Annotated in this window: 12 protein-coding genes and 2 pseudogenes; 5 read left to right on the top strand and 9 right to left on the bottom strand. The window is 35.5% G+C overall.

Annotated features, from left to right (window positions below):
* The first annotated feature begins 265 nt into the window (after positions 1 to 265).
* The 3 genes and pseudogenes from AB6M99_RS05065 to AB6M99_RS05055 all read left to right on the top strand — a co-directional run.
* The gene (locus tag AB6M99_RS05065) at positions 266 to 1090 is read left to right on the top strand and encodes an alpha/beta hydrolase (RefSeq protein ID WP_369351167.1); all 825 of its coding nucleotides are present in this window, start codon (positions 266 to 268) and stop codon (positions 1088 to 1090) included.
* 18 nt (positions 1091 to 1108) lie between these two features.
* Positions 1109 to 1792 (top strand): annotated as a pseudogene (locus AB6M99_RS05060) (esterase family protein).
* A pseudogene (locus AB6M99_RS05055) lies at positions 1786 to 2796 on the top strand (acetyl-CoA carboxylase biotin carboxylase subunit family protein); the annotation flags it as partial. The pseudogenes AB6M99_RS05060 and AB6M99_RS05055, both read left to right, overlap by 7 nt.
* A 297-nt stretch (positions 2797 to 3093) precedes the next feature.
* Here AB6M99_RS05055 and xerS read toward each other — a convergent pair.
* From xerS to AB6M99_RS05015, 8 genes are all read right to left on the bottom strand, one after another.
* Positions 3094 to 4164 (bottom strand): tyrosine recombinase XerS, encoded by a 1071-nt coding sequence (gene xerS, locus AB6M99_RS05050; protein WP_369351202.1) that lies wholly within the window; start codon positions 4162 to 4164, stop codon positions 3094 to 3096.
* A 320-nt stretch (positions 4165 to 4484) separates the two neighbouring features.
* Positions 4485 to 4889 carry a zinc-ribbon domain-containing protein gene (locus AB6M99_RS05045; RefSeq protein ID WP_369351166.1) on the bottom strand — a complete coding sequence of 135 codons (405 nt, stop codon included), beginning with the start codon at positions 4887 to 4889 and terminating at the stop codon, positions 4485 to 4487.
* A 14-nt stretch (positions 4890 to 4903) separates the two neighbouring features.
* Positions 4904 to 5407, bottom strand: coding sequence for a zinc-ribbon domain-containing protein (locus AB6M99_RS05040; protein ID WP_369351201.1), 504 nt, complete (start codon positions 5405 to 5407; stop codon positions 4904 to 4906).
* Positions 5408 to 5583: 176 nt separating this feature from the next.
* The gene (locus AB6M99_RS05035) at positions 5584 to 6306 is read right to left on the bottom strand and encodes a zinc-ribbon domain-containing protein (RefSeq protein ID WP_369351165.1); all 723 of its coding nucleotides are present in this window, start codon (positions 6304 to 6306) and stop codon (positions 5584 to 5586) included.
* An 11-nt stretch (positions 6307 to 6317) separates the two neighbouring features.
* Positions 6318 to 7046, bottom strand: a complete 729-nt coding sequence (locus AB6M99_RS05030; RefSeq protein WP_121834501.1) for a hypothetical protein — start codon at positions 7044 to 7046, stop codon at positions 6318 to 6320.
* 407 nt (positions 7047 to 7453) lie between these two features.
* Entirely contained in the window at positions 7454 to 8584 is a 1131-nt protein-coding gene (locus AB6M99_RS05025) for a hypothetical protein (protein ID WP_369351164.1), read from the bottom strand.
* The gene (locus AB6M99_RS05020; protein ID WP_121834500.1) at positions 8581 to 10431 is read right to left on the bottom strand and encodes a hypothetical protein; all 1851 of its coding nucleotides are present in this window, start codon (positions 10429 to 10431) and stop codon (positions 8581 to 8583) included. Before AB6M99_RS05020 ends, AB6M99_RS05025 begins: the two co-directional genes overlap by 4 nt.
* Positions 10431 to 11696 (bottom strand): site-specific integrase, encoded by a 1266-nt coding sequence (locus AB6M99_RS05015; protein WP_369351163.1) that lies wholly within the window; start codon positions 11694 to 11696, stop codon positions 10431 to 10433. The genes AB6M99_RS05020 and AB6M99_RS05015 overlap by 1 nt, the downstream gene beginning before the upstream one ends.
* A 471-nt stretch (positions 11697 to 12167) precedes the next feature.
* Between AB6M99_RS05015 and AB6M99_RS05010 the strand changes: the two genes are divergently transcribed.
* Positions 12168 to 14303: a Dam family site-specific DNA-(adenine-N6)-methyltransferase gene (locus AB6M99_RS05010; protein ID WP_121834498.1), complete on the top strand. Its 2136-nt coding sequence runs from the start codon at positions 12168 to 12170 to the stop codon at positions 14301 to 14303.
* Positions 14304 to 14436: 133 nt separating this feature from the next.
* Positions 14437 to 16428, top strand: a complete 1992-nt coding sequence (locus tag AB6M99_RS05005; RefSeq protein WP_369351162.1) for an AlwI family type II restriction endonuclease — start codon at positions 14437 to 14439, stop codon at positions 16426 to 16428.
* Between the two features lie 201 nt (positions 16429 to 16629).
* Here AB6M99_RS05005 and AB6M99_RS05000 read toward each other — a convergent pair whose 3' ends face one another.
* A complete protein-coding gene (locus AB6M99_RS05000) occupies positions 16630 to 18396 on the bottom strand; it encodes a DUF4365 domain-containing protein (RefSeq protein WP_369351161.1) in 1767 nt (588 codons plus the stop codon).

The following is an 18396-nucleotide window of genomic DNA, read 5'->3' as shown; positions in this document are numbered from 1 at the left end:
GATACTAAAGTGGTAGGCTTTTTATATCGTCGTTTAGTTTAAAAACAGTCAACGCCTTAGGAGGTATTGACACGATTTCATCAGCTTCATTTCCCGTCATAAAAATCCCTCAGAGCTTTGAATGCCCTACATCACATTAGGGTAAGTACTAACCAAAAATACTAAATCATCTCATGAACTATAATAAATGATTTTACTGTCAAACATTCCTAAAATCATCTCATAATATGGTATAATAATTCCAAGAATTTAACCGAGGTGACCTATGAATAAGTCCTACTTTTACCTTGATATGAAAACACATGAACTCGAAGTGCCTTACACCAGGCAAAAACGCCGCGTTCGTGTGCTCTTGCCAAAACATTATGATGAAGACACAGAGAAACAGTATCCTGTGGTTTATTTCCATGATGGGCAAAATGTCCTATACAGTAAAGAATCCTTTTCTGGGCATTCTTGGAAGATTATTCCTACCCTTAAGCGTAATCCTGACATTGCTAAAATGATTGTGGTAGCTATTGATAACGATGGTCTCAACCGGATGCATGAGTATTCTGCTTGGAAATATCAAGAATCTAACATTCCAGGTATTCAATTTGGTGGCAAGGGGACAGAGTATGCTGAATTTGTGATGGAAGTGGTCAAACCCTTCATTGACCAAACTTACCGCACCAAACCTGACAAAGCGCATACGGCCATGATTGGTTCTTCCTTGGGCGGCAATATCACACAATTTATGGGACTGACTTACCAAGAGCAAATTGGTTGTCTAGGTGTTTTCTCGTCAGCAAATTGGCTTCATCAGGATGCCTTTGACCGTTTTATGGAACGCCAAACTTTGGACATGAACCAACGGGTTTATATCTATGTTGGTACTGAAGAGGCCGACGATACTGATAAGACGTTAATGGCTGGAAATATTAAACAAGCCTATATCAATTCATCACTTTCTTACTACCGTCAGCTGATTGCAGGAGGAGTTGCTCTATCTCATTTGAAACTGGAAGTTATCTCAGGTGCCATTCACAACGAGGAAGCCTGGGCTGCCTATCTTCCAGACTGCCTACGCTTTTTAAGTGAACATTGGTAATTAGTAGGAGGAAAAAACATGCATGTTGATTTTTTAAATCATTGGTCTGCTCAGTTAGGGCGTCAGATGTCTTTAAACCGTTACGGACACGCTGGTATTCCTATCGTAGTCTTTCCCTCATCAGGTGGTTCTTACAATGAATACGCCGATTTTGGCATGATTGATGCCTGCAAGGACTTCATTGAAGCAGGGAAAGTCCAATTTTTCACCCTTGATAGCCTTGATAATAAGAGCTGGTTAGCCGATTGGAAACCGATTCACGACCGTGCACTTGCGCATATCGCCTATGAACAATACGTCATCCACGAAGCCATTCCTTTTATCAAACATCAAACAGGTTGGTTTGACCCGATGATGACTACAGGTTGCTCTATGGGAGCCTACCACGCCCTCAATTTCTTTCTCCAGCATCCCGACGTCTTCAACAAGGTCATTGCACTCTCAGGCGTCTATGATGCGCGTTTCTTTAACAATCATCAGGATTATGGCAATAGCAAAGCTGTCTATCAAAATTCTCCAGCAGATTATATTTGGAACCAAAATGATGGATAGTTCATTGACCGCTACCGCCAGGCTGATATCATTGTCTGCACAGGCTTAGGCGCGTGGGAACAAGATGGTTTGCCTAGCTTTGATATTATGGAAAAAGCATTCGCTGAAAAACAAATCCCAACTTGGTTTGATAGATGGGGCACCGAGTAGAAAATCTTGAAGATATTGAGGAAGTGAAACGTGCGGCAGCATTTCTCTTTTACAAACACGGCCCCATTGACCGCGTCGAATCTCATAACGAACATTGGTTAGAAACTGATGCCGCACTTCGTAGCCAATTTAATATTTTTGGTCCAAAATCCGAGGATTTGACCAAAACCAAACTTAAATCAGAAATGAAAACCTACTTTAAAAAAGCAGGTGTACCTGTTGTCCCTGGTCAGATAGTTGCTTCAGAGCATGACGTTGAAAAAGCTATCGTTGCTATTGGTTTTCCAATGATTGCTAAGCCAGATAACGGTGTTGGTGCAGCAGCGACCTACAAGTTAGAAAGTCCAGCAGACATTGAGCAGTTTCTTGCAGAATGGGATCGTCAAACAGCTTATTTCTTTGAACAGTTTGTTAATTCTAGCGAAATCATCACCTATGATGGTTTGATTGATCACCATGGCAATGTGGTTTACGAAGCCAGTTTAGAGTACGTCTATACACCACTACAATTGGTCCTTGAACAAAAAGACAATGCCTATTTCATCTACGATAAAGTCGATGACAAACTCCGCCAATATGGTCAAAATATCATCAAGACCTTTGGCATGAAAGAACGTTTTTTCCATATCGAATTCTTCCGAGATGGAGAAGACTACATCGCTATTGAATACAATAATCGTCCCGCTGGCGCCTTTACCATTGATGCCTATAACTTTGCGCACTCCATCGATCTCTATCGTGATTATGCAGCAGTTGCTTCTGGAGAAACAATAGCAGAGCGACCATACGCGCCTCAGTTCTCCCTAGCTATTAGCCGTCGTGACAAGACGAACTACACCCACACTGAAGAGGAAATCAAACAACGCTACGCAGACCGTATTAAAATGATTAGACGTATGCCAGATGCTTTCTCAGCCCTGCAAGGTAATTTAGTTTATATCCTAACAGCTGATAGTTTAGAAACTGTCCAAGATATGGTCGACTATATTGGGAAAATAAATTGATTTTACATAATTTTTATTATGTAATACATTTTTGACAAGAAACTATATGCTTAAAAAAGTGCTAATTCCTCAATTGAAATAATAGGAAAAAATATGCCCATTATTTAGAATAGCCCATTTGAGAATAATAGGAAAAGTCTATCAACAACGATAGACTTTTTATGATATTAAAATACATTTACTTTCTATACAGACTATAATCCATGGCATAATATATTAGCAAATTTCTTTTATTGTTCTATTATTGGTCAAATGATTAGGCTCTTACATACTTTACATAATTTATTTTACGTTAAACTACAATTGATCCAAAGCATTTTTTTGTTCATCATTGACAATATGGGTATAGAGGTCTGTTACCCGAGTATTGGCATGGCCAAGTTGATGACTCACAAGAACCTGTGATTTTGTCGCATCATACAGACGAGTTGCCAAGGTGTGACGTAGTTTATGGGGTGTGACACGAATTTTGAAGTCTGCTGAGTATTTTCCAACCATTTTTTCGATAGAAGAAGCGTCAATGCGATTTGGCACCCCTCGATATTCTGTCAAAAAGAAAGCAACATCTGTTTTTTCAGCCTTATAACGTGTTTGTCGAATAGCCAAGTAGGCTTCTAAATATGGTTTAGCAAACCCAGCCACATTCACAGAGTCACGCTTACCACCTTTACGCGTAACCTCAATGATCATCATGTTGAGGTTAACATCTTTTAAATCCAGATTCACAGCCTCAGACAACCGTACACCTGAAGCCAATAGCAAAGCTAAAATAGCGAGATCCCGTTCTTTATTTTTCCGGAAAGATGATTTCGCACGATTAGACAGTTTGTTCTCATATTCACAATCTACATACTCTAAGAATGCCATGGTTTCGTCACCCAAGAAGAGTTTTTGTTTAATATTTTCCGCACGAGCTGCTAAAGTTTCTTTTTTCTTCTTAGTTGATACCTTTTTCATCACATTACGGTAAAAATATGGCTCACCATGCTCATTTTCAACCTCCTCAGTCAAGTATTTATAGAGACTGGACAAGGCCGACAACGTACGATTGATGGTCGTCTGAGAGAGACCTTGTTGCGTTGTATTGGCGTTCAGCAAAGGACGTTCCCTCAAATACAGGACAAAAGCCTCCATATCTTTTTTGGTGAGATGTTCCAATGTCGATAACTCAATCAGTGAAATCTGAGATGCCTCAGCAATTCCAGATTCAATTAGCCAATCAAAAAAACGTTTGTATTCCTTTAAATACTCATACAAGGTTGTAAAACTATAAGGAACCGCCAATTTAGATTGATAGTAGTCTAATACATACCAGGGCATCAAAGCTTTGTATTCCTCAATTTTTTCTAATAACAACTCACGTTTCATAATCATTTTTCCTTCAAATATTCTATAGTAGTATTATACCACGCCTATATATTTGTTTCAAGAAAATTATAGTTTTTCAGAAAGATGTTAATGGAGTTTTTACTTCATATTTTAGATAACCAAAAAAATTTTTTTTACAACTTTGACTAAAAATGTACAAAACTAGGACTTATAATGACGGGAAAAATGTACATTTGAATTTTATAGTGATTTTCACTTGTTGCCCCTTACAAAATTCTTGCATACAAAAAGTAAGCTGAATTACTAGCTTACTTTATTTTTTATATTGAGCATAGTGCTCTCTTTTCCGCCTTAATCCTTTACAGATTGAACATGGCACTCTTCCTCTTTTCTCGAACAATTATCCTCTTGTTTATTGGTAATTTATATCTATGTTCGGGATTGTTTTGACAAATCCACCAAACCTTAATTCTCGAAGTCTCCATGAGTTGCGTCGGGTCAGCAAGAAGCATGTTGTTTAAGTAATCCCATTCTTTAATAAGTTCTGGATGAGTCGTATCTATTGTATTAAATCCCGCAAGGCATTTTCTTCCTGAACAGTAAGGGCAGCAGCTGTCACCCTTAAATCTTTCATTTGGTGATGCTTTAAAATATCTTTTACATTTTCTGCAGTCCCAATAGGCCTTTTTATTACTGTTTGGAAATACTTCTGTCACTTTCTTATTATTGTATACGCTCCACTCTTTTACTAAATAAGGTTTCACAAAGTCCAGTGAGTTCACACCTGGTATAGGAAGTTGTTTTGTACAATACGGACAGAGCTCACAGAGGCGCTATGTATACCCTTTTTGTCATATTTCTCGAATAAATTCATCATTGTCGTGCGAAATTCTTGGTCACACTCGGGGCAAAATAGGTAACAATTAACATTTCTAGCTCTACAAGGCATCATCTCGTCTGTTGTTTTTTGATTTTTGTAACTCCAGTACTGATTGAGATCTGGGTAGTTGCATCCTATGCTGTTAAAATCAGGCTTTAACACTTCCATGTTACAGTAAGGACAAGTATTATCTACCTCTCTACGGATTGGAATAGAGCAAAGATATTCCCCATGACATATTGAACAGTCCCACCAATACTTTTTGGTATCAATGTGATGTAGGGCATTTTGAGGCAGCACATTATTCTTTTTACTCCATTCATGTAACAGTATTGGTTTGTCGGCAAATGTTCTATATACTAACACCTTCGTGCTCCAATCACAAAAATTGGGACAAGTCATGGAATCAAAACTAATTTTGCTAATTTTTGCTACTAACTCGGCTGGACTACATGAAAATTGAATTGAACAACATGGGCAATTCCATCTTAGTTGTTCTTTAGAAAATTCCCAGTAATCAGCAAAAGTTTTTGGATTAGAGCTGTTCCAAAACACTTTTAATTGTGGATACTTCACTTCTAAGGTATTAAATCCTTTGTTAGAAATGTAAGTGGACAGGCTTTAGAACTAATGGGTAAAGAAGTGTCAAAGGAAGCGTCGCAATTACTACAGTATCCGCCCGTCCTTGATATTCGATTCAGTATTTTATCAATAGTCAACTTAAAGTTTACACCACACTTGTTACAACACCAATTTTGCACCGTAGAGATATTAGTCGTTAAATTCAGTTTGCTGAAGTCACCGACATATATGGCTTCCAGGTTTGGGTAAATGTCACTATAATTATAGTTATGTGTCGTTTCATTACAGTTTTTATGACATAAGGTACCATCTTCAAGTTGCACTAATCGTAGATTGTCTGCATAATCTCTCCAATTTTTTCTACACGTTGGGCACTTAAAAAGAAATATATTTTTGCTTATGACTAAAGTGTTTTGTAACGTCTCAATTATAGTATATATGTCTTCGTAATTAAAGTTAAGATAATTTACAATTTGAGGGAACTTGGTATAGATACTCTGTTCAGTCTTTATACATTCCATACAGGGGCTATTGTGTTTTTTATAGTGTTCAACAGTTTTCTTTATGGTTCCCATCCACTCAAAATTACAGGTGAGACATTTCCAGAAAAACTTCTTATTTGAACATGCACTATATCTTTCAGGCGTCATTCCTTTTTGATTATTCTTTTCATAATCCCAACACTTCAAAACCTCTGGAAAATCTTTTAGTAACCTCATACGATACCTCCTTAATATTTGGTTTTGCTATCTAGTAAGTTTTTGATGTTAACGACTTTGCTTTGCTTGCTTGAAGTCTGAGATGTATCTTTTTGATGAAAATTTATCTCGGAATCAGCGGTTAGTATTTCATTTTGAAGATAACTTACCTGAATAACATCGGAATCCAATTTCAGCAAACCATCAGCCTTTAGGAGTTCATTAGCTATCTCCTCTGGATACACACTCGACTTAATTAAATTTCTAAGTTTCTGGTTTTCTTTTTCAAGCCTTTTATCAGCTATCAGTTTCTCTTTATTATCACTTAGCTCCTGCTTCATTATTTCAAGCTGATCCTGAAGACTGCTCTTTTCTTTTTTTAGTACTTCTACTTCTTTTTTAAACTCTATCGCTGCTTCTGTGATGCGTTTGTGATGGTCGTTCAATTTAACCAATCCTTGTTTAAGTGCTGGTAAAGAAGAGTGGATTCTAAGGAAATTATCCACGTCAAGTGTCTTATAAGTTAAGACAGCTAGCACGCCTTCGTCCTCATATTTGTGCTTAAGAGTTTCAATATATTCTCTAAATACTGTGTTCCTACGTAGAGTTGTGTCAGCAACCGCTGGATAACCATTATTTCTTAGATAATCACCAAATCTTGGTAACTTAAAAAGTTTATAGTTTGCTTGACACTCTTCAATAAGGTAATCCTCTAGTATAGTAATTAAGACTTCATCTTCGATGAGTTTTTTCCTTGCCATTTAGCCCTCCATCTTAGGTTGAGAAAGTTGCTTTGAAGCCAGGTACTCTTGATAGGAGTGACTTACGGTTTTCAGTTTTAGTAAAGCTTCACCTATATCTTCAATGTTACCTTTTCCTTCCCTCACACGTTTTACTGCCTAATCTACAATCATTGCTTCTTCATCCACGCTTTTTTTATAAGACTGGTCCATCGAAAAATAATCTCTTCCTGCTTTTCTGTAAAATGGGCAGCTTGTACAAGCTCCTAACTCAGCGTGTTTACTAATGACTTTGAGACAGTCGGAATAATCACCTGCTGCAAACCGTGGTGAGTAACACCGGGCATTATTTTCCAACATAGTGTAAGCTTTTCCGATAGTATATTTTGCTTTGCTTTTGCTTATTTCATAAGTGACTTGAGAACTCGTTAACTTACGATACACTTGTGATAGCTTCGGCACTCAATGAAGTTGCTGAGATTTGAATTGATTTCATTATCTTCTAGGCGTGCAGGTGGATTGATGTGATAAACCTGGTAGCCATAATCTTTTCTGATCACCTCGTTGAAGAAATACCTCAGTATCGTGTTGAGGTTGGTGTAAGTTAGGAACCTATTTTTGATGCCTGCCTTTCTTGCCCACCGTTTGTAATGGCTATCCGTTAGGAATAAAGTGTCTAGTTGAGTGGAAGTATGTGTTTTTGTCTTATCTAGGTAATAAGAAATCTCATTTGCCAACGTTGAAGGGATTTCATAGGTAGTCAGGTAATAATCCTCAGAGATTTTATGGGATACATCCTTATCAGAGCCTTTCAAATTATTCCTCCTCAATGTTAAAAAGTACTTCCCATCTTTCTCTGTTAAGCAATTTCTTTGAGTAAGGAGAAATTCCCTTGGTCTAAGTGGCACTACTGCTGTAATCTGCCACCAGAGATAAAGAGGATAGTAGAATAAGCGTTCTTCAATGGTTAGTTGCCTCGACCAATAGTCCGTCAAAATATCGTTAAAAACGAAGTAGGATTGAAACTGGGCAAGTTGCCTCTGTTGCTTAGGCTTGGTTTGATAGCTGACATTAAGCACGTTGTCCAGTTGTTCCAGTACTAGTCCTAATTCACTATCATCCGGTGAAGGTAAACTTGATAAGAAGTTTATGCAAAGTGTTGGTGAAGTTATCCTAATACTCTCAACATCTTCAACCACATCTTGCTTTACTTCCTTAATAACCCGTTTGATGTCACGTAAGAAGTGTTGTAAGGATTGTAAGACATGCTTATCCATTGAGAGAACGATGAAACTCTTTAAATAGTCAATAAACTCAGCGTGAGTTAACCCTAATAAGGGTTCGAAATAGCGTTTGTACTGAAAGCTATTCACATTGAATAGAAACCCAATATTTTGATATTCGTTTGTGGTTTGCCACTTGTATTCATCGAAATTGGTAGTTAAAATTATGCCTTTTGATACATAATCTTCGAACTGTTCCCTAGCTTGCTTGATGAAACCGTCATCGAATATCGTAACATCCGTTATGGAACGAAATAATTTAGCTTGATTACTCAACTTACTAACTCCCTTATGATTTCTTCGTAGTCATTTAGCACTTCTTCTCCATATTGGTCAGAAAGCGCTTGTAGCATATCTTCAAGACAGGGCTTGATTTGATGTTCCAAAATAGCTCTGATTTTTCCTTTCTCTAAGTCACTTTTCACCTTCGTATATTTTCGATTAAGCCTGTTAAACTCTCCTATGAGCAATAACAAGGTTGATTTTGTTTGCAACTCATAGTTACAGCCTACGCAGTGTTGTCGGTCATCATAGGGACATAGCTGTCCGAGTGCAGAGAGCAAACACATACTCTCAGCTTGTTTTGAGAATGCCTCTCCGTTACCAATACGATGACAGACGGTCAGAATCTGATTAGGCTGAAGTCCTTCTTCTACTACTGTCTGTAATGCTTTTTTTGAGCGACTATCTGCTCTTACACTCAATTCTAAAGTTTTCTCAATCTCTGCAGGTGTTAAATCTAGCTCTTTTATCATTTGAGTTTGTTGACTGGGACTCAGTTCTTTGTATTGTCCTCTCGTCACAATTGTCAGCAGCATTGATGGTACCATTGACAATACACCTCGCTCGAAGAGTTCTTTAGCCACCATTTCTGGCCGCAACTGCCCTAGTTGAGCGTCTTTCAGATAGACTGTAGTTGTTTGGGCAAACTCATCGTAGGATCCTTTGTGGCTCCTAGCCAACGACGCCAAGAAGTATCCCTTGATATTTAACTCCGACTTTTCCTCCAGCACATCATTGGCCAACATAGCAATGGTTTGCAGATAGGATTTGTTTGCAGACCTACTGCTAAAATCCCGTTCTAAGAACAGCTCACCAATTTCTTCACCCATATACTTAGAAATGCGCTCATAATCAGCTATTTTTCGGATTAAAGGTGCTTCTGTAGTAGATTTATCTAGCTGATAATGTGACTCAGCGATAGCTAAGAGTGTTCCAATGAGAACTTGACAACTCTCAGGAACGTGAAATTTTAACTGTCCTACATTTGCTGACCTCTTTGTTTTGTTGGGTGTGATATTGAGATAGGTTAACCTGGTTGTAATACTTAAAAGGGTTTTTCTAGCATCTACTGATCTCCATTTACCATTTTTAATAGTCTCTAAAACAACTTCTGGGGTGTCGGGTAGCTTAGGGTGTCCGAGTTGTTCTAAATCCGTTGTTCTAAGGGCACAAATAAAATGCAATGCCAAGTACAACCAGGTATCCGCGTAATCTTTAGAGACTGCTGCCTGATAATACATATCGTTTTTCTCGATGTAGTCGTCATTGAACAGATAGTACATCAGCTCCAAGTACTCATCTAATTTGTAAGCTCCATTCTTATCTTCAAGAGTGTAGCGTTGTGTCATCTCATAGGATTTACGATATTTCGTTATACCTTTCTCTAATAGCCACTTGATGAATTGTGTTAACTTCATACCATGCGTTTTGGTTAACACCTCAGTAGCATTCTCCATCAAATTTTCAACTTCAAAATCACTATAGAGAAAGAGATCTTTTGTTAGATGATAGGCTAAGAAATCCTGAAGGTAAAACTGACTTGCTTCGTCAATCTTACTTTCAATTATGAATTTCTGAAACGTATTGAATGTTTCGGGGAATCTGTAGTAGAAAATTTCCTTTAGTCGCTCTAATCCACTTTCTTCCGTAAGGAAATCAACAATACGCTCTTTTAAGGTGAGAGCGTCAATCTCACTTATGCTAAAATTATCATGGTTAATTTTAATATTAAACCAGTTGTTGTCCAGTAAAAACTGACTCACTTTGTATCTAATGTTTGGATTATTTTGATCTAACTCTAAGAGAATATTCTCCAAAAAGCCTTTTAATAATACCGCCATTATTCTTCCTCCTGACTGTATAAATTATTGGCCCGCCATTTCATGTAATCAAATACGCCATCATTGACCTGACCATATTGCTTAGCAATTTCTCCCTTGTTTTGTAGATAAACCCAAGCGCTCTCTGGAGACTTATCTCCCCTAGCTGACATAAGCTCGCTAATCTCATTCACGCCAGATAGTACAAGCTGCGTTGTATACCAGTGTCTAAAGATATGAGGGGATATATTATGCTCCTGCAACAGATGGCCAAAGAATACTACTTCTGCGTCATCAGACTTTAGGTTAAGAGGTATCATCTCCTCCCTGATTATCTTACGGAACCGTTGATAGTAGACATCATAGGTCAATGCTTTTCCTTGCTTGTTGAGACTAAGCGGCCCGTAGTCCTTTTCATACTTCTTCCCTTCCAAGTATGTCATGTAGTCGTTGTAGGTATCTAGAAATATTTCCAGAAAGATATAAGGAACAGATTGCAACCTCTCCTTTTTGATTTTTCCTGTGGGTTTGAGATCACTTCTAAGTGGTATTTCTTTTCTAAGATCAATCTCAATTTTAAAGACTTCATCATAGGATTGATGAAAGAGGATGCCAGGACCAAGCGGACTATCTTCTCGCCTGACATTACAAGCCTCCGATGGGCGTAGGCCAACAAATGCTCCTAGTGCTACTACCATAAGCAAATCTCGGTGATGATGCGCAATATGAGCAAACAGCATTTCAAATGCGACATTAGGCATGTCCCTGAATATCATCTGGTCAGTCAGGCTATCATCTACAAAGACTTCAAAAGTAGTCTCCTTCTTCTTGATCAGCCTACCTTTCTTGTTAGTGTAGGTCGTTGTTTCATATAGATCACTAGGGTGTAGAATAGCCTTCTTTTTTCTATCTTTTAGGTATTCGGTCAGAAAATCAAGGACAGTATTAAGACAGGTCCAAATAGTTGTCTTCTTGCGCTTTCTAGTGTCCCCGGGTAGTGTCCCTAAACCATAATTCATGAGAAAATCCTTAACCATATCAATCGTAAGACGGTCAAGAGAAGTAATTCTCATTTCCTCAAAGACATAGTTCAGAAACTTAACAACATAGGAAAACCTCTTGTTGCCATCATCAGATACTGACTTTACTTTGTTAGCAGATTTGACGTATCGATGAAAATTGGTAAATTGTAACGTACCGTCATCTTGCTTTAGAACTATGAATTGCTTGGTCACAATATTATTATCGCCAATTATTAACGAATGCTTGTAAACCACGAACTTCATAGCACCTCCTTTTTACTTTGATTGAATGTACTGACGTGGATTTTTACCTCTAAGAAACGAAAAAAACGACCAAATCAGTATCATCTCCCTTAAAAGGGAAAATCGATGAGTACTTTCATTGATCGTTTTATTATTTAAATTGATTCAATAACAAAAGTAACTTCATCTTAGTAATGAGAGCTTTTCACTAGCTCAGCAACATTGACAACCACAGTAGGTTCCCTCTAACGATGTAGAGAATACCTACCGTGGCTATCTATTTACGCTTTTTCTTTTACTTTTGTAAGTTACTTTTGTTATTTTTACTTTTTTTGCATTATATCATATTTTGATTGAATTGTCATCTTAGAACGTTACTAACATTAACTTGATTTGAAATTCTGAGAATTACTATTTTCAATTTCAGCAGAATTATGTTATACTTATTTGTAAAAATATATAGATGCATAGTTGCTATAAAAGGTGAGATTATTGAAATCAACTAAACAAATTGAAAAAGAATACAATGTGACACGTCAGACTTTACATAACTGGATTTCTGAAGGTCTTCTACCAGCTCCTAAAAAAGACTTTAGAAACTGGTATATTTGGACAGAAACTGATGAGCAAGGCATAAAAGAAATCATTGACATGAAGACGAAGTATAACAATCTTAAAAAAATTGACGAAACTCCTTTAAATATTGGCAATCGAAGATACTTAGGGTCAAAACAAAAAATGCTTGATTTTCTCGATAGAGTTGTTACTGAGAACACTGAAGGAGTAAAATCAGTTGCGGACATCTTCGGTGGAACTGGGATTGTTTCAGATATGTTCAGACGTAAAGGAGCGAAGGTTATTATAAATGACATCCTGCACTCCAACACAATTAGCTATAATACCTGGTTTGGAAATGATAAAATAGATTACTCTAAGGTTTGTGATTTGATTGCTGAACTCAACAATATTAACTCTTTTACTGATAACTATTTCTCTAAAAACTTTGGTGACAAATATTTTTCACTTGAAAATGCCAGAAAAATCGGAGCTATTCGTGAAAAAATTGAATCTTACGACATAAACAAAAGGGAAAAATCTTTTCTTTTGACCTCTCTTATTTATGCTATGGATAAAGTAGCAAATACGGTAGGGCACTATGACGCCTATCGTAAAAAGCTTGATTCATTCACACCGATTCATTTAAAAGTACCACAATACAACGAAAATAATAATAACCAGATCTACTGTGAAGACGCGAATGAACTGGTTAAAAAAATAAAAGCTGATTTGGTCTATATTGACACCCCTTATAATTCTCGGCAATATGGGGACGCTTATCATCTATTGGAGAATGTTATTGATTGGAAAAAACCAGAGGTAACTGGTGTAGCCTGTAAGATGGTGGATCGTGCACATATTAAGTCCAACTATTCAACTTCAAAAGCACCTGAAGCCTTTCAAGATTTAATTGAAAACATCAATGCAAAATACATTCTTGTCTCCTACAATAATATGGCTAAAAAAGGCAATGGTCGTTCCAATGCTAAGATTTCCAATGAAGAAATCATTGAAATTTTAAGTAAGAAAGGAAGTGTTAAGGTTTTCGAAACCCCATTCAAGGTGTTTACAACCGGTAAAACAAATATAGAAGACCATAAAGAATTACTCTATTTATGTGAAGTGTTTAATTCAAAACTTCAAAGTAAAAAAAACAAAGCGACTGAAATTAGTCAATCAGCAATAAATTACACAGGTGGAAAATTTAAACTCCTGCCCCAACTACTTCCACTCTTCCCTAAAAACATCAATAGATTTTTCGATGTATTTGCAGGAGGGGCAAATGTCACTATCAATGTTGAGGCTGAGCAGTATTTTTTAAACGATATTAACAAAGAGGTCGTTAAGCTCTATGATTATTTTTCCAAAAATGACTATGCCGAGATTATTAATGTGATAGAAAATCTAATTAAAGAGTATGGTCTATCAAATACCAAAAAATTGGGGTATGAATACTACAACGTCAATTCTTCACAGGGGCTAAAAGATGTTAACAAAGAAAGCTATATAAGGTTAAGAAATGACTTTAACCACGGTATTTTTGATAGCACAATCGAACCTCTTGTTTTCTATCTACTAATTGTTTATGGTTTTAATAATCAAATCCGTTTCAATCGTAAGAATCAATTTAATATGCCTCCTGGTAAACGAGATTTTAACCAAAAGATGGTTTTGAAATTAAAAAACTTCTTAACTCAGATACAGAATAGAGATATTATCTATAGTTCCACTGATTTTCGCTCAGTGCTTCAAAACAATAACTTTGAGAGAGATGATTTTATTTATTTGGATCCACCCTACCTTATTTCAACTGCTGCTTATAATGAGAATGGTGGATGGACAGAGAAAGATGAACTGGATTTACTAGCCTTACTTGATGAACTAGATAACCAAAATATCAAATTTGCACTTTCCAACGTTACTATTCATAAAGGAAAACGAAACGACATTCTGATAGATTGGTCTAGAAAATACAATGTACACACTTTGAATTACAACTATAACAACTCAAATTATCAGTCAAATGCAAAAGCGAAGGAAACGATCGAGATATTGATAACAAATTACTAATTAATAAAAGGCTAAGATAAAAAATATCTTAGCCTTTTATAATATTATCAAAATATAAATCGGTAATTCAAATGTCATGTATCCGTCAACATTACTTTTTGGTATAATATAACTATAGAAACGGAGTTACAAAATGAGCAATTATAATTACCGCAGTTTTATTTGGTCACTTGGTACTACAACTTTTAGACAAAGCACTTTACCACTAAAGTTAGAGATTGGTTGTCGCGCACTACAAAACGTAAGGCAGAAATATCCAACAGAGAAATGGAATACTTTATATTCAGAGTTCTTAAAGGAATTGAATTCTTTTGACATTATCAATTATGCAGGTTCTTTGCCAGATAAAGATGCACGAGCAATCACCTCTTTTTTAGAGCAGCTTGGTCTTTGCAATTCTGAAAGATACCTAACAAATGTGGGTGAAAAAGTTATTGAGTTATCTTCAAAGAAAGAAATTCAAAAAAACGAGTTCCTTCTTTCAGACTATGGGAACTTATATTTTTTACAACTTTTAAAAAAATCATATTCATTTACTAGCACTACCTCAATCAATCCTTTTATAGCTACAGTGGTAACAATAATCGAAAATGAATATCTAACGGATGAAGAATTCCAATTCTTCGTTATGACCACTACTGATAATAATAAGATTTTTGAGGCTTCACAAGCTATCAAAGATTATAGAGAATCCGATAATAAACAAAAATTCCTATTTGACTATATAATCAAATTATTGTTTTCTATGGACAATTACAAAGAGCTGTATAAAGATTTTGTTGTAAACAACTCTGTCAAAGATTGCGAAATTCGTAACTTAGGCATCAATATGAACGGTTCTCAGTACGAAATTTCTCAAGAAAAACTTTATCTCTTACTACGAGATTGTAATGAAGGTAAAGTAAGCCCGTCTCTAGATAATATTACTGATATTTTAAGCAGGATTTCTTCAGGCAAAAAGTCTTTCTGGAAAAAGCTTATGTTAGGTGAGAGCAATCAAAAAAACAAGAAAGCCATATTCCTCGAAGAACTTCTGAAGAAAATATCTTCAATGACAGGTCAAGAGTTTAGGCAATGGTTTTTGTACAATTGGCATTTCATAAAAACTAAAAGTACTTTAGATGATTATCTTGATTTGAATAAGAGGGTCTTATCAATGACGGAAATGTTCTCATATTCAAATAAAATAACGTTAAACTTATTCCATCACGCGTATTTCCAAGATAAAGTTTCCGACTTAGTTGATTGTGCACGACAAACTTCTAAAATGAATAACTTCGAATACGTCTCATTCGATAGACTCTTTAATGGAAAACTTGTTTCTAAACCTGCAGAAATTTACAAAAAATTAAGTCTCCGGTTAGGTGAAACTGTAGATGAAAACAATGTGGAATCTATTTTGATTGAACTTGATAACCAAAAATTTATTGAAGTTATCGATTCTAAATTTCCAAAAAATAAAGTTATTGAGGTTCTTCAATATATTAAAAATCAATATAGCACAAACAACGCTAGGTCTGTTAGAAAATTCGAACAGAATGTACAGCGTGAGGTTTCCAAAGATGCTAGTACACCGACAGCTTTTGAATATATCGCTGCAATAGCTTGGTATTATATCTCTGAGAAAAAAATTCGTCCTTTGGAAGCTTTGAATTTATCTCTTGATGGCGATTTTTTACCAAAAACTCATGCTTCAGGTGGACAATCGGATTTGATTTTTAAATATCGAGATTATGAAGGCGTTCCCGACCATGATTTTATACTAGAAGTAACCCTAAATAAGGATAGTAATCAAAGACGTGCTGAAATGGAGCCTGTAAGTAGACACCTTGGAGAGTATAAAATAAAAAATTTCCCCAATGATGTATATTGTGCGTTCTTAACTCATAAATTAGACAAGAATACTGAAATACATTTTAGACAACAGAAGATAACTCCATATTATTATCAGGGATTATGGGCCGAAGATAATATGATCATTCCATTGATAATAGATAATGTAATTTATGCTCTTAGTAACAATAGAACCTATAAAAATTTATTCACATTGTTCCAAGAAGCTTATCGAAGCGACGCTCCACTTAAGGATTGGTGGGAAACTGAAATTAATGTAAAACTTTCGTAAATTCACTATAGGCTCTACATCAGATTGTCAATAAGTAAATAATCACATAAATATAGCCCAAATTCTCAATGCCGATGAATTGGGCTATTCATTTTCTCCTGAATGTATTTATGAGAAGATAGACTTCTTTTAAAGACTCATTTAATGGTATTACAAACACCCTTAAACTAATATAAATTAATCACTTACTACTGCCTATAGTTACAATCTCTTGTATAAGTTAAAAATAGGGTAATCCAAATAATGCTCTTGTGTCTCTTTATCTAGCTTATTCCAAAATAAGGAAGCTTGAGGTTTTGATTTTAATAACACGGACGCACCAAAACAAATTTCATTTTTACCATAATTATTGATTAATATCTCACTAAGAATTTCCAGCTCAATATTACTCAATTCACGATTTCTTGACTTAATCTGAAAGTCATTTATGATAGATATCTCACTATTTTTAAAATAATTTAAGTTCCAGTCAGAAAGTCTCTGAGCCCAATCTAGTAACAATTCTCTTCTTGAAATGTCTTCTGCCATGTCGGCAGCAGCAACTATTTTGATTATTGTGTTGTCAGCTCCGTCATATTTCAAGTTATTATCAACTAGTCGTTGATAGGAGGCTATTACTGAATCAAAGTTACAATTATCTATCTTTAACCATTCATTCGGTTCAAAAACTTCAAAAATAGAAATATCTGAATAATCTTCATCTTCTCCTCTTCGACACCAAGGAGTTTCATTAAAGATGTCTATCATGGTTCCGTTCTTATCATCTTCAAATTCATATAATGTGATAATGTGGATATTTGCAATCTTAAGATGAAGTAATTTCGACTCATCATACTCTGGGGTAACTTTCTCTTTTAAAAATAGACCTGAATTAAGAATATTTAGGTTTCTTTGAGATTGATTATCAAATAAAGATAGATCAACCTCTTTTTTTATACCCATATTGATCATGAAGTTTGAAATCTGTAATAATTCTTTTATCTGATCGTCTAAATCACGAGAAGTAATATCTAATAAGGACTGTTCATCTAGCTCTATTTCATTATCATTGAGAGTGAAATATCCTGTTTTTCCTAATTCTTGAAGAGCTTGAGTACACTCTATTGCTTTTGATAGCATATTAGATCTTACAAAATTTAATTTGAATAGCTTTTTATTAACATCAACAAACATTTTAAAGGCTCCGCCAAAATGAAGTTGTACACTCCCATCAGGGAAATGATGCCTCTTTACATCTTTAAATATATGACTACCAACTCCAATAATTAAATCTGTTTCTTCGTAAGTTTCAACAACTCTTATTGTATTATCAAGAGGAATTTCAACACCAGTTTTTGGATCTTTAACATATACAAAGAGATCATGTTCCTCTTGATAATTAAAAATATCTCCTTTATCTTGACCATAAAAATAGAACGTTATATCTTTATCATCTGCAATATTTTCGATTGAGATTCCATCAGCGTCTATAAAACTATATTGCTTGCGACTATTGGAAATAAAATCAACTAACATCGGATACAGTTTTTCTTCATTTAATTTATGAATCTGTATCGAAACCGTTTTTGGGGTTGCAGACTTAGTTTTTAATTTACTTTTTTTAATCAGCTTCTTTATAGAAAGAGGAGGCAGTGACTTATAATATATATCTCTTAAATCACCGTTCTCATTCAACCAAACAACGAATAAGACTACTCCACCATTTTTTGAATATAGTTCTAAATCATTCATGGCTAATGAAAAATATTTAAGCATATTTTTCTTTTGTTTTGTAGCTTTAATTTGAACAGGTACTTTACCAAATATTTCGCTCTTCTTCTCGCTAGAAGTTCTAAGCACATGGACTTCTCCGTCCCACGATGGAGTTTTATCATTATTATCAAAATATGTCTGAAGCAACTTATGCTTATTGATAAATGTTGTTAGGTATTCAACACCCAATGTTTCAATCTGTCTATTGTTTGCCAA

It is taken from the genome of Streptococcus hillyeri (genome assembly GCF_041081565.1).
GTDB classification, from domain to species: Bacteria; Bacillota; Bacilli; order Lactobacillales; family Streptococcaceae; genus Streptococcus; species Streptococcus hillyeri.
The sequence above is the reverse complement of the archived record's forward strand: the minus strand, read 5'-3'. Positions and strand labels throughout refer to the sequence as shown.